This is a genomic window from Burkholderia sp. BE12 (assembly GCF_002959955.1).
In the GTDB taxonomy this organism is placed as follows: Bacteria; Pseudomonadota; Gammaproteobacteria; order Burkholderiales; family Burkholderiaceae; genus Burkholderia.
Genome location: NZ_PREY01000006.1, coordinates 196,602 through 211,254, shown reverse-complemented (window position 1 = coordinate 211,254; position 14,653 = coordinate 196,602). Strand labels below are relative to the sequence as shown.

At 61.1% G+C, this 14,653-nt stretch carries 3 protein-coding genes; all 3 read right to left on the bottom strand.

Annotated features, from left to right (window positions below; genetic code table 11):
- Nucleotides 1–17 precede the first annotated feature (17 nt).
- From C4B30_RS08980 to C4B30_RS08975, 3 genes are read right to left on the bottom strand one after another with little or no spacing between them, the layout of a single operon-like run.
- The gene (locus C4B30_RS08980) at nt 18–1,772 is read right to left on the bottom strand and encodes a ShlB/FhaC/HecB family hemolysin secretion/activation protein (RefSeq protein ID WP_442778456.1); all 1,755 of its coding nucleotides are present in this window, start codon (nt 1,770–1,772) and stop codon (nt 18–20) included.
- 25 nt (nt 1,773–1,797) lie between these two features.
- The gene (locus C4B30_RS35255; RefSeq protein ID WP_158683444.1) at nt 1,798–2,256 is read right to left on the bottom strand and encodes a DUF6911 family protein; all 459 of its coding nucleotides are present in this window, start codon (nt 2,254–2,256) and stop codon (nt 1,798–1,800) included.
- The gene (locus tag C4B30_RS08975; protein ID WP_105132386.1) at nt 2,253–14,315 is read right to left on the bottom strand and encodes a hemagglutinin repeat-containing protein; all 12,063 of its coding nucleotides are present in this window, start codon (nt 14,313–14,315) and stop codon (nt 2,253–2,255) included. Before C4B30_RS08975 ends, C4B30_RS35255 begins: the two co-directional genes overlap by 4 nt.
- Between the last annotated feature and the right edge of the window lie 338 nt (nt 14,316–14,653).

Below are 14,653 nucleotides of genomic sequence, written 5' to 3'. Positions count from 1 at the left end.
ACCTTGGCTCATTGTCTTCAGAACTGAGCGGTCACCTGAAAACCGAGCGTCACACGTGCCGTCGGAAAACCTGACGGCTTGTAGACAGGCGTACCCGCGAAGAGATCGTACGCATAGGAGCCGAATCGCGTGCCGATATTCCCCTTCACGCCGATCACAGCACCCGCCAGTTGCGTGCCGACGAGTGCGATCGGCTGCGGCCCCCATACGCGGCCATAATCGAGCCCCGCATAGAGCGCCTGCCCCGTCTGCCCAATCGGCGCCTGTAGCTCGTTGCGCCAGTAGAATCCGCGTGCTGCGGCGAGCATCGTCTCGCCATCGAACCCGCGAACCGTATAGCGACTGCCAATCGTCAAGTCGTCAATGTAGTAAAGCGTGTTTCCGGTGTACTGACCGTGGAATGTGCCGACATAGCGGAATGGCTGCTTGCCGATCGCGAAGGGCACCGACAGGTTCGCGTCGAGCACCGCCATCTTGAAGCGATAGGTCGGCCCGCCTCCCGCCGCGAACGCATCGTCCTGAGCGCCCAACCCATCGACCCCTTGACGATATGCAAGCGAGCCGTCGAACTGCGCGCCGCCGAAATAGTGGCGGTCGGTCAGACCGAGCTCGATCATCGTGTTATTGCGGCGCTGCTGCGAAATCTCGGTATCCTCAATAAAGCTCTTACCAAAACGGCGGGATAGCCGGAAGTACGCGCCGAGCACGTCGCTCTTGCTGCGCGCCAGCACCCGAGCCAGCTTGAAGTCGACCGTCTTCGAGTTGCCGCTCGCGACGAACGTCTGATTCACGCCCGCGATCTGCTGGTAGTAGGTGTTCGTGTACGCCGATAGCGTGGCCGTCCAGTAACCCCACGGAATCGAATAGAAGCCATTCCAGCCGTGCGAGCCGAGCCGCTTGTCGCCGAACTCAAGGTCTTGGCTCACGCCGACGTTGAAGGTATCGTTCAGGCCGAGCGGGTTATCGATGCCGACCGACAGGTTGCCTTGCAGCTTGCCGGTGGCGCGCGTGCCGGAGTTGTCGATCGATGCGACGACGGTCCACGGCTTGCCGCGCTTCACGTCGAGCATGACGTCGCTTTCGCCGGGGAGGTCGCCTGGCACGATCTGCATCGAGACGTCCTGGCTCGACACGCGCTTCATCTGCTCCAGACCTTGCTCCAGGTCGCGCAGATTCAATACTTCACCATCGCCGGTCGGGAATGCAGTTTTCCATGTGCCGCGCAGCTTTTCAGCTGAGAAACGGATGCGCCGGATCGTGCCGGGAATCAGCGACAGTTTCAGCGTACCGGTCGACAGATCTTGTTCGGGGACGAGCACGCGCGTGGTGACGTAGCCGCGCGCCAGAATTGCCTGAGACAGCCCCTTGACCAGCACGTCAACGCCTTGCTTGCCGACGCATTGCCCGGCGTAGTGGTTCAGCCAGTCGCGCGCAAACGCGAAGCGATCCATTGGCAGCGCCGACGCACCTTGTGCCTTCACTGCGTCGGGCAACGACGCGGGCACATCGAGCGTGAAGCGATCAATACGAAAGCACGGCGTTTCCGTGGGAAGCGCCGGAAAGGCTTCGATCTTCGGCACGTCCGAGCGCATCGAAGGCGCGCGCACGGCCGCGTCACGTTGCTGCGCGTCGCGTTGTTGCTGCGCTTGTCGATCCTGCTCCGCGTTCGCCCTCGCCGCCGCCCCTTGGTCAGCAGGCGTGGGGACCTGCTGCGCCTGCACCCCGAGCGATACCAAGGCTATGACCGGCAAGGCTACTAACCGCTTTATCATATCCATCTAAATTTTTTTACAGTAATTATCGCGGCTTTCTATCCCAAACCGATCGAGTTTTCTTGAGGCTCACTTCCGTTAAATTCCGATGCGTGTAGAAATCCAGAAACATTTCCAGCGCCACCGATATATCGCGACACACCGTTCGATCATCCCACTCATGCCCCAAAAAGCTAGTGGTTCCTCGAAATGGTGCATCACCCGGCTCCCACCATTCGCGCCGTGCCGTTTTCTCAGTCGGCGGGGTTACAGGATCATAGACAAGCCGACATTCCCCAGGATGGGAATACATCGCCAGAGAATCTCCTAGCAAGAGTCTATCTACATCCTCGCGAACGGCGATCGTCAGCGTGACCGTTCCACCGAATTCAAATACACGTCGAATCCACTGCTGGACCTCCTCCCACGAGGCCTCCTCACTACTGAAGGAAGATAATTCTCCAGAATGTTTGCTTGCCGCTTTCAAACGAATAACATTTTTCAAAATTTCGCTCCTTGAGTTTCAACCAGCTTATTTCCGCTGCCTCTGACCCATTGCGAAATCGATCCATCGGCCCCGTTAACTACGGTGAGCTTACTTAGGCCAGCAGCGTCGGCCATCTTAACGAGATCAGATTGGCAATAGTCACACGGCGCCAACCCTCTAACTACAATCGTCATAGGTTGATCTTGCGTCAATCCCGCGTTATATGCTTGCTGAATGACACCGATCTCCGCGTGGGCCTCGCCGTAGATTCCGTTCGGGTCTCCAGGCGCTACCAACTTTGAAATAAGCGTAGGTTGACTCGGGTCAGAAAATCCAACTCCGCGTGCCGTCTGATTGACATCATAGAACGATCGCCCACCAATGCTTGCATCGGCCGTCACCTGAACCGGCGCGGATGCTCCGGGTAATGTCTTACCAATCAGAGGATCAATCGACTGAGCCTTCGCAAGATCGACCGCAAGAGGCTCAGCAGTGGCGGCATTCGCCGTTCCGCCCGATGTGACCGGCTTCGGTACATCCGCGATCGACTGCGAAACAACGTCCGACACCGCAGCCGCGACCCGCCCGGCAATCGCCTTAACAGCGCCGGTTGCTAATCCACCGCCCATCGTAGCAATAACGGCGTCCGCAACCGGATGGACTGATGCAATCGCATCGGGTGATGTCCCAGCTTGCTGAATCAAGTCATTCGCAAATCCAGCCACCTGTTGATTGGTCGGGCCGTTCGGATCAACGTAATATTGCGATCCGATCCCGGCCGTCTGTGGCGTTTGTCCCGGGGCGAGTGCATGTGCTGTTCCCCCCGGTGTACCAAACAACGTCGAGTCATTGAATTGAGCGCTGGTCGACTGGAACGTCTTGACAGTGCTGCCATCCGCAACGATTGGACCGGTCGTCCCCGAAATCGTATAGCCGGACATCTGACTGATCGCCTTCTGAGCAATCGCCAGATTCTGCATAAACGTATCGAGAGCTTGCGAGTTACCAGACGCCTTTGCCGCCTGCACCAACTGAATTTCGTACTGCGTGAGCTGTGTCTGTGCCTGCGCGTCTACCTTCGCGCCTGCCGCCAACGTCAGCATGTTGGTCCAGTAGTCCGCCAGCGTCGCTTGATCAGCCGGTGTCTTGCCGTTCGCCGTCGCGATCCCCTTCGCCACAGTGGAAATCATGGTGCGTTCTTGCGGGTGCAGTTGGCGATTGAACAGATCCGCGCTCAACGCACCATTTGCGCCGCTCATCGCACCAGCCGAGCCGCCCAGCAAACCGCCCGCCGCCGCACCAGCCAGCCCCGATGCCGCATTCGCCAACAACGTGCCGCCCAGTGTATCGCCGAGCGCGTTCCCAACGGCGTTGCCTGCCATGTCACCGGCTACCGTGCCAGCGACCGCCCCGGCCACATTTCCACCGCCCATCGCCGCACCGATTGCGGCTATACCGGCGTGTGATGCGATCCGGGCTGCGCCATCGTTACCCCACAAAGCTTCCTGCTGTTGCGCCGCCGTGAAATCGGCCTGCGCCTGTGCCATCCCGGCTGTATCTCCGGCGGCACTAGCATTGGCATATGCCAGTCGGGCCTTGGTTTCGTCTGCAATTGCCTTGTTCTGCAGCGCGTTCGCGACATCCCCCACCACCTGCATCCCAACTTGGCCGACCGATTGCTGGACCGCCATGTCGTTCTGCACGTTCTGCGCATTGAACGTGTTCTGTACCGCACCGTTCGCATTCGCCGTGTCGCGGCTCAGCCCAGCAGTGCTGTCGTGTCCGGTACCCGTGTCACCGCGTACCGTGATCTTCCCAGGACTGACAGCCGCATAGGTCGTCCCCGACGCGTCGCTGCTCGTGCCAGCTGCCGAGAATCCGCTCGGCCCCAGGCCCTGCGAATTCAGCGCTCCCGTTGTGTTGCTAGCACCCTGCTTGACAGGCGTATTGAGATTCACGCCGCCCGGCGTGCTGTTCCCGAATCCACCGCTCGCGCTGACGCCCACCGTATCGCCCGAGTAAGACGCGTGGTTCTCCAGATTCGAATAGCCAAGCGTCTGCGTCGACAAGCTGTTCTTATCCGGCGTCGCCGTGCTGGCGATCACGCCACCGTCGAGCTGCGTATGGTTCCCAACGTTCACGTTATACCCGCCGGTACCCGCATAGATGCCGCTTTGCTGGTTCACCGACTGATAGTTCGCGTTGATGTTCTGCTGGCTCGCGCTCGCGCTACCGCTCACCGTCTGACCGTAGCAGAACGGCGGCACGCAAATGCTTGCCTGGAACCCGGCGCTCGATTGCTTGCTGTCGTAGGTGCTGGTGTCCTGCTGGCTCTGAACGTTCAGGTCGCGCCCGACACTCGCGTTGATCGTATTGCCCGACACCTCGGCTCCACGCAAGTTCGTATCGCGTCCGCTCGTAATCGACAGCGTATCGCTCGCGGTAATCTGTGTATCGCGATTCGTGACGCTATTACCGTTCGCATTGCCGTGCGCCGTGCTTGCACCCAGTTCAAGCGTAAAGCCATTCTGCTGTCCACCGAGAGCAGCACCCACGCCGATACTGCCGCCGCTGCTGCTATTGCTGCTCGACTGCTGGCTCGTATCCTTCGCGCTCGTCAGGTTGATGTCGCGCGCCGCGCTCAGCTCAACGTGCTGCGCGCTAATCTGCGTCCCGCTGGCATTGATGTCACCGTCGGTCGCAAAGCCATTTGCATCCTTGGCTCCGCTCCCCGTTGCAATCAGCGTTGCCTTACCGCCAGCGTGCAGCGTGCTCCCGTCGTTGGCGACCGAGCTCGATTGCGCTTCGCTGTGGCTGGTACCGCCGCCAATGCTGACCGTCGCCTTGACCAGTGCCTGATTCGTTGGCTGCCCGTTACTCAATGCACTACCAACTTGATATGCGTTGTATGCGGCAAGTCCGGCCTGCGCCTTGTCGAGCGCCGCCAATCGCGAGTCGCCGCCACGCGCCGGCTGGCCAAACGCCTGGTTCGCCTGCGCGATTGCATTGCCCACTGCGCCGCCAAGCGCAACACTGACGCCGAACTGGCTCGAATCCTGACTCATGCGGCTCTGTGTCGCGTCCGTTCCCGGATCGAGATTCAAGTTCTTGCCGATCAGCGTCAAATCCTTACCCGCACTCAGGTCGGAGCCTGCCACCGTAATGTCCTGCTTCGCATCGAGCGTCACGTTGCCGTTGCCGCTCACAATCTGGCTGCGCATCGTGCTCTGCGTTTGCGACGACGTGTCCTGCACGCTATGGCTATTCGCCACACCGACCGAAAAACCGGTCGCCGTGCCGTTGCTACCGAGGCTGCCAACCTGGTGGCTACTCGATTCCTGGTGCGTCACGTTGGTTTCGAGCCCCGCCAGTACATTGATCGCGCCCTGCGTAGCGACGAGATCGACGCCCTGCGTTCCGCTGATGCCCGACCCGACGACGTTAATGTCGCCCGTCTTGCTCTTGATGACAACGCTATTGCCAGTGACCGACGACGCCGTTTGCTGGGTCATCGTCTGGCTGCCGTCCGAATTGCTCCGGCTCGCGTTGTACGGTGACGGACTGTTCCCGCCACTGTTGGCCGTGCCGCCGATCCAGCGAGCGACGTCTCCAAGGCTCGGCGTCGACAGTAGCGCGAGGCTCGTGCTGGAACTGCTCGACGACGTACTCTGCCGAAGTTGATCGGTCGACGCCTGCAACGTCACGTCGCGGTTGGCATCCAGCGTCGCCGTACCGCCAGCGCTGATCGCGGAGCCAATCACGGCAATATCGCCGTCCACGGTGTTCCCATTCGCATCTTTGTGCGCACCGCCGGTCGCTTTCACGGTCACGTTGCCGCCGCCACGCACCGTGCTTCCCGCATTCGTCAAACTCGACATGTCGGTCGTACTGCTGCTACGGCTCCGACCGTACGTCACCGAAATCGACGGCACATCGGCCGCACTTGCGCCGATTTCGGTCAGCACCGATTGGCCTCGCTGGAAACCGTTGCCCGAGGACGCATCCGCTTTCAGGTTGCGCATCGTATCAAACGGCGTACCAGTGACCGCCACCGTCAACCCGCTCGAACGCGCTTCTTGCTGATCATGCGATTGCGCACGGTCCTGTCCCGAGTCGATCGTGACGTTCTCGCCAGCAATGCTGATGTTACCCGTCGTGCCCTTGACGTCGTCCACCGCCTTGCCGGCGACCACATCGCTACCGCCGATATGAACGTCCTTGCCAGCCGACACCTTCACGTTGCCTTCGACGCTGCCGACGGAGCTGCGTGATTGGCTTTGCGTCGTCGAAGTTGCGTTATATCGATCGCTCTTTTCGCTCGATCCGATCGTGATACCCAGACCACCCGAGCCGGACAGGCCCGAATGCTTCTCTTGGTGATACTCGTTGTCCTGATACGTGTTGGTTGCTGCAGTGATGTTGACATTGTCCTTGGCCGACAGTGCCACATCGTGCGTCCCGACAATGGAGCTACCGGTGACGTTGATGTCTTTCCCGCTTACGACCGTTACGCCATCAGCCGAGATCGTGCTGCCATTGGCATACGTGGTGGTCTGATCAACCCGGTTTGTCGCGCTCGCATGACTTGCGACGCCACCGTGGTCGTGCGATTCGTCCATGTTCGACACATGGGTTTCGGTCACCGCGCCGACGTTCACGTTGCCGACTGCCATCAGGCCCACATTGCCCTGATCAAGCGAGATCGTGCTTCCGATGACGTTGATGTCCTTGCTCGAAGCAACGTTCACGGTATTGCCGCTATGCACCGTCGTGCCAACCACTGTCTGATCGGACGTGTGCAATGTTTCCGAATAGCTGCCGTGGTGGTCGCTACCCGAACTGTTGCTGTCGATCGTCGAGGTCGTGCTCGCCGCGCCAAGCGTGACATTCCCCTTGGCGGCGATCGTGCCCCCGTTGCCCAGGTTGATTTGCGCGCCGGCTGCGGTCAGATCGCCATTCACCCCGATCATCGACACGCCACCAATATTCACAGCGCTCCCAACCACACCGTTGATGTCGGTATTCGATACGCCATTCGCACGCTGCACGATCTTGTGTTCGCCGACTTGCTGCGTACCGAGGTCGTAGTTCCCGCCAACAAGCAGGCCGAGATTCCCGCCAACTGTCAGCGCACCCGCATGCTGTTCAAGGTTGCCGCCGGCGATGATCGCCGCGTCGCCCTTGACGTCGAGTTGAGCAATCGGCCCAAGCGTCGTCTTGACGCTCGTCGCACCGTCGCGGCTTACCTGGGTGTCGGTATTCACCGCGCTATTGAGAATGAGATCACCGCCTGCGTTCAGGTTCAAGCTACCCGCCTTGACCTTCGCCGATGTGAGATCGACGTTGCCATCCGTCTTCAGCGACATAAGGCCGCCGCTTTGCAGCGCACCGAACGCGTTGTCGATCTGCTTGCCTTGAATCGACAACGAATTGTCCGCCTTCAGCGTGCCGCTGTTCGCGAAGTTCTGCGCGTCCTTCAGATCGATGTCGGTGGCGGTGATCAGCGGACCATTGACGTTCTGCTGGTTCGCCTGTGCCAGATACACGACCGGCACGAGCACCGACTGACCGTCGACCACGCGCGTTTCCATCATGATCACGTTACCGGTCAGCTTTGATACCTGCTCGGGAGACAAGCTCGCGCCCAGCGGCAGATTAAGCGACTTCTCCAACGATGCACCCGCCGCCATAAGCTGCTGATACATCGTCTGAAGATCCGTGTACGGACCCAATACCGCGCGGCCAGTCAGCGCCGTCACCTGATTGCGTACAAGCTGCTGTTCATAGAAGCCGTCACCCAAGCGCTTCGGAATGTGGGTGAGGTCAACCCCGATCTGACCGAAAAAGTAGTCGCTCGAAATGAAGTTCTTCTGGTTCGTGAACGCCGGATTCGTCTCGATCACGTAGCTCGCATTCGGCGACGGATTCGGCCGGTACAAGCCACCCTGTGGAATCGTCAGGTTGTTCAGCACGTTCAACGCAGTCGCGCTTGCAATGATCCGATCGACCGGTGTTGAGGCGCCGCCATGCACCGGCGCCGCCGACTGGGCGCCCGCGCCCGCGATCGTTCCTCGAACGGCGCCACCAGTCGTTGCCGAAGCCGTTGCATTGCCATTGAGCGTGGCAGGCGTCACCGTCGCCCCCGAACCCGCCGCTGCGCCATTGAGCGAGACCGGCGTCAAACCCGTGACCGATTGACCGGGCAGCAGGCCAAGCGACGGAAGCGATGCGTTGCCTGCGGTATTGTTGATGCTCACGCCCGTGCCGGAAATCGTGCCATTCGAACCCAAGGTCGAATCGTAGGCCGGCAGACGGTAGGTCTTGACGTCTGCTGGCACGACTTGGGTATAGCCGCCCGGCCGGCCCGTCACGAACGGGGCGTTGCCAAACGGCAATTGCCAGTTATATTCGCTGCTGTCGTAGTTGTTGTAGTGGTACTGGCCCGAGTACGTCACCGTCACGGTCGGCGCCTGCTGGCCCGTTGCCGCCCAACCGTTGCCGTCATAGTTTTGCGGCAAGTTGAGGTTGCCAACGGCCGTGATGCTGCTCCAGTAGTTTTGCAGGGTACCGGTCGATGTTGCGTTAAGACTGCCGCCCGACACGATTTGCGCAGTCGGGCTCAATGCCGTGACCGTGTTCCCCACAGCCGTTCCAGTATAGGTCGTGTAGAAGTACCCGCTGTTCCACTGGCCGCCGTGCGGCGGGTCAATGTACATACCGCCCGGCTGGGCGATCAAGGCGGCTGTTATGGCCGGTGTGAGGTTGGAGGGCCCGAGACCGGCGATCATCTGTCCCCCTCCCGCGCAATTCACCGCGAAGTACGATGCGCAACCTGACAGGCTAATGCCGTATTGCGCGAGGGCCGCCGGATCAACGTTACTCGTGCTTCCCGAGGTGCTCATCACACGACGCGTGCTCGTCACCTTGTCGGCGTGCAGTTCCATATCACCGCCGGACTGAATCAGAGCGGATACGTTATTGATCAGCGACGCGTTCGTATAATTGCCGCTCGCGTCCTTGCCGCCCGCGAGCACGACCTTACCCATCCCGAAAATCGCCGTCGTTGGCATCGAATCGGTCGCCGTCGCGTCATCACGGTTTTCGATGTCGTGCGCGAGAATCTCAAGCTTGCCGTTGCTATCCGATGCGCCAATCAACGCCGTGGACCCAACGTTCGACACCGTGCCGGTTGCGTTGAGCGAGACGCTCCCTCCCACCAGCGAGCCGGTATTCGACAGATTGCTCGATTGCGTATGCAGCAGTCCACCGGCCGACAACGCGCCCGAATTGACGATATTGGCCGCGTTGATGTTCAGGCCATTGATGGTTTGGAAGCCCGCGTTGTTGGTGAACGTGCCGGGTAGCGCAAAGGTAAGATCGTTGCCGACGTTGAACTGCGTATCCGGCGTTGTCGTGTAATCGCCTTGCAGGTTCACGCGTACATCGTGCGCTGCGCTATACGCGCCGCCGCCTTGCAGTGTCGGAGCCGTGATCGTCAGGTCGTGCGTGGAGCTGATTTGCCCGTTCGTGTTCGTGATTGCGGCGCTCGCCGTCACGTCCACGTTGCCGCTCGAATTCGCAACGCTGCCGATTTGCCCGCCGCTGTTGTCCAAGGTCGCCCCTTGAACATGGAGGCTCGCGCCGCTCAACTGCCCGCCTTGCGTGTTCGAAATCGATGTCGCGCTGATCGTAACGTCGCCGTTACCGGTGATCGCGCCCATGCCCGACACGTTGCCCGCGCGGCTGTTCGTGATCTGGCTGCCGCCTCGCACGGTCATCGCGCCCGTGCCGAGGTCGGTAATGGCCCCGTCAGCGTTGTTGATCGAGCCGGAATGAACCGCGATCGTGCTCGTGTCGCCGGCCGTCGTCTGACCGGCCTGAACGTGCCCGGCCTGGTTCACCAGCGCGCCGCCATTCGTCAACGACAGAGACGCGCCCGCACGCACCAGCCCTTGTGCGTTGTTCACGTCGCCCGCAACCGTCGCCGTCACGCCGCCCTGTGCCGCGAGAATGCCGTTCGAGTTGTCCCAACTGCTCGCGTCGACAACCGCCTGCCCCTTGGTGACAATGGTCCCGCCTGCATTGTTCAGCCCCCTCGCGCCGTTACCCGGCGCGATGGTCAGCGTCCCGGTACCGGCATGCGTGATCGTGCCGCCTGCATTGTTCAATTGGCTAGCGGCCAGCGTCAGGTCCGTACTGTTCGTTTGAATCACGCCCGCTGCGGAGTTGTCGAGCGAGCCGCTGACGTTGACAGCCATGGCCGACAAGCCATATTGCGTGATCGTCCCGCCGTGGTTCGTCAAGTTCGGCGCGGTCAACGCAAGTTGGTTGGCTTCGAGCTTGCCCCTGCTGTTGTCGATCGTCGAATCGGCCGTCACGGACAGGTTGGACGCACTGACCGATCCGCTCTGGTTCGTCATCGAGCCCGTGTGGATCGACGCATTCGTGCTCGCGCCAATCTGACCGCCGTCGTTCGTCAGCGTGCTGCTGGAAATGCCAAGGTCCGCACGGGACTGCAACTTGCCGTTCGTATTGTTCAACGCGCTGCCGACCGTCGCCGTCAACCCGGATTTGCCGTTGATCAACCCCGATGTATTGTTCAGCGTGGCCGAATGCTCCACGACGCCACCGTTGCTTGCAATCGCTCCGCCAACGTTCGATACCGATCCCGTCGCGTTTCCAAGCGTCAGCGTGCCGCTGCCGGCATGCGTAATCGTGCCGCCATCGTTCACGAGTGATGCAGGCGAAAGCGTCAGGTCCGTACTGTTGGTTTGTAGCGTGCCGCCATTCGAATTGTCGAGCGTGCCGCTGACGTTGACAGCCATGGCCGACGACCCAAGTTGCGTGATCGTGCCGCCGTGGTTGGTGAGATTCGACGCGCTCAACGCGAGCTGATTCGCTTCGAGCGAACCGTCATTGTTGTCAAGCGTCGAGTCGGCCGTCACCGACAGGTTAGGCGCAACGATTGAACCGTTCAGGTTCGACATCGAGCCCGTGTGGATCGTCGCGCTCGCGCTTGCGCCGATTTGGCCACCGTCGTTCGTCAGTGTGCCGCTGGAAACAGCAAGGTCCGTACTGGACAATAGCTTGCCACGCGTGTTGTTCAATGCGCCGGCGATCGTCGCTGTCACCCCTGCCTGGCCATTGATCGCCCCCGACGTGTTGTTCAGCGAACCGCTTTGCGCGACGACTCGCCCGTTGCTCGCGATCGAGCCGCCGACGTTCGACATCGAACCAGTGCCGTTGCCAATCGTCAGCGTGCCGGTACCCGCATGCGTAATCGTGCCGCCATCGTTCACGAGCGAAGCCGGAGTCAGCGTAAGGTCGGTGCTGTTCGTCTGAATCACACCGGCTGCCGAGTTATCGAGCGTGCCGCTGACGTTGACAGCCATGGTCGACGAGCCATATTGCGTGATCGTGCCGCCATGGTTCGTCAGATTCGGTGTGGTCAACGCGAGCTGGTTGGCTTCGAGTTTGCCGCCGCTATTGTTAAGCGTCGAATCAGCCGTCACCGACACATTGGACGCGCTGACCGATCCACCCAGGTTCGTCATCGAACCCGTGTGGATCATCGCGTTCGTAGTCGCGCCGATCTTGCCGCCGTCGTTCGCGAGCGTGCCGCTAGCGATGCCAAGGTCCGTATTGGACAGCAGCTTGCCGTTCGTATTGTTCAGCACGCTACCGACCGTGGCCGACAGGCCAGCTTGGCCGCCGATCGAGCCGGACGTGTTGTTCAGCGTGGCCGATTGCGCCACCACGCGCCCGTTGCTCGCGATCGTACCGCCGACGTTCGACACTGATCCCGTGCCGTTGCCGAGCGTAAGCGTGCCGGTGCCCGCATGCGTGATCTTGCCGCCGTCATTGACCAGCGACGCGGGAGCGAGCGTCAGGTCGCTACTGTTGGTTTGCAGCGTGCCGCCGCCGGAGTTGTCGAGCGTGCCGGACACGTTCACGCCCATCGCGCCGGTGCCGATCTGCGTGATCGTGCCGCCGTGATTCACGAGGTCGGTCGCGTTCAACGATACCTTGTCGGCCTTCACAGCGCCCGCGCTATTGTCGAGGGCTGTGCCGCTCAGTGCCGCCGTCTGAGCGACAATCGAGCCGCCGCTATTGATCAGGCGCGCACCCGCATCGACCGCCACATTTTGCGTAGCCTGCAAAGCGCCACTGCTATTGTCGATCGATTGTCCCGAGACATGCAGATTCGTATTGGACGTCATCGTCCCGCGGTTGGCCACGTTGCCGCCGCGCACGGTGACGTCGCCGTTGCCACCGATCACGCCGCCCTGCGCGCCGTTTGCAGTCGTGCCCGCTGCGTTGGTCAACTGGCCGCTGGTCGTCACGGAGAGGCCGTCGCTGTTGAGCGACGTAATCCGACCCGCCGTGTTGTCCAGCGACACACCGGCCACCGTCATGCCAGCCGCGCTTTGAACGGTGCCCCGGTTGTTCGCGATGGCGCCGCCACGCACGTCTGCCGTGCTTTCGGATACCAGTTCGCCGGACTGGTTGGCGATCTGGCCTGCGACGTTGACCGACAGCTGCCCCTGCGACGACACCTTGCCGCCCTGGTTCGACAGGTTGCCGCCGGTCAGCGTCGTACTGTTGCCGCTCGACAGGCTGCCGTGATCGTTGATCATGGTGCCCAATGCATTCGCCTGAATGGCGCCTTGCGCGCTCGTCGTCGCGTTCGACAGATTCACGTCGGCGGCCGTCGCGTTCAGCGACAGACTGCCGTTCGCGGCGGTCTGGCTGCCGGCGAGATTCACACTGCCGCCGGTCAGCGATGCGTTACCGCCCGCCACATTCTGGCCGGTCGCGGACAGTTGGCCCGACGCACTCAGGTTCAAGTCACCGCTGTGCGCGACGGAACCGTCGTTGTTCACACCCGCGCCGAGCGTGCCAGTCGAGTTGACACTGCCGGCGTTGACCGTCGCATTCTGCTGGGCCGCGAGCGTCCCGCTGTTCGTCAGATCGGCCGCAGTGTTCGCCGACAACGATTGCTGCGCATACGTGGTGCCGCTATTCTGGATGCCGCCCGAGGCGGACATCGCGAGGTTGCCGCTTGCCGTGGTCTTGCCCGCGAGCACGAGCCGGCCGTCCGATTGCAACGTCAAATCGCCTGCCTGCGCCGCGATCGTCCCTGCGTTCGCGACACCAACGCCTGCGGAGTTGCCAACCAAAAACACCCTATTGGCATACATGCCGCCTAACTGAGCCACGTCAATCGCGACGGCAGGAGCGGGACCGTCACCGGCGATCTGCGTCGCGGCAAGCGTGTCGTGATTAACCTGGTTCGTACCGGCGATTACATTGAGGTTCTTCGCATAGATCGCGGCATTAGCCTGTACAGCACGGGCGATGATGTCGGTCTGATCCACCGTGGACGCATCGAGCCCCGCGCCTTGCACGGTCACGAGGCCGCGATTGACATTGAAGCCCGTCAACGACCCGTCCGCGCCAAATTGCGGCACGCCAGTTGTCAAGACCGCGCGCGAGGTATTGATGAACCCGCCACCGTCCACGACGATACCGGCAGGGTTGGCCAGCACGACCTCCGCACGGCTGCCCGCGATCTCCACATACCCCTTGATCTGACTAGCCGCGGTGCTGTTGACCTGGTTGACGATGATGCGCGCCGCCTGCCCCGCACTCAGGTTCGGGTTGCCGTTGATATAGCCGGCCTGCTGCGTGTTGACGATCGTCGACGCGTTGTTCAGGATCGCGCCGTTCTTCTGAACGTCGAACTGGTTATAGGTGTTCAGCGACACGCCGGCAGCGCTCGGCGTGTTGATGTTGACTTGCGGCAGGCCGTTGGGCGTCTGCACTACCGCGGGCGCGTGAGCCCCTCCGCCGACGATCTGCGCATTCGCCCAAATCGGATTCATGCCGGCCGCGACCAGTGCGCCGAATGCAGTCACCCGTAACGCGAACTTCGCTGCCGGATGCTCGCCGCCCCGCTTGGCAACGCGGCCAGCCTCGCCCGTATTTGTTTTCCCCGTCCTGCCGGCCGTCTCTTCGACTGCAACCAGCATACCGCGCACGCGGCTGTACACCAGCCGATATTGGTTCTTGTTCATTATTTTGGTCTACTCGCGATTTTTTGTTTCGATCCGCTCTCACGGCATCGAACATCGCTGGAATCTAACTGAAACGTAGAAAGTCAGCGTCAAAGAACGTCAATCGTTGCCCGGTTGAAACAGTTCGTTCGCGCCGAAGCTCCAACACGGGCGCTCGCCCCGCTACCCCGACCGTGGCAAGTTACATATTGCGTCGTCCGCAACTATGGGCGCCATTGTAATGGCAATCCGCGCGAATATTACCTCACCCATCACCTCAAAAATCCCTGACAGAATTGCGAGGGCGAATTGGCGCACAAACGATAATCAACTTTCTTTCAACCACATATCACCTTCCT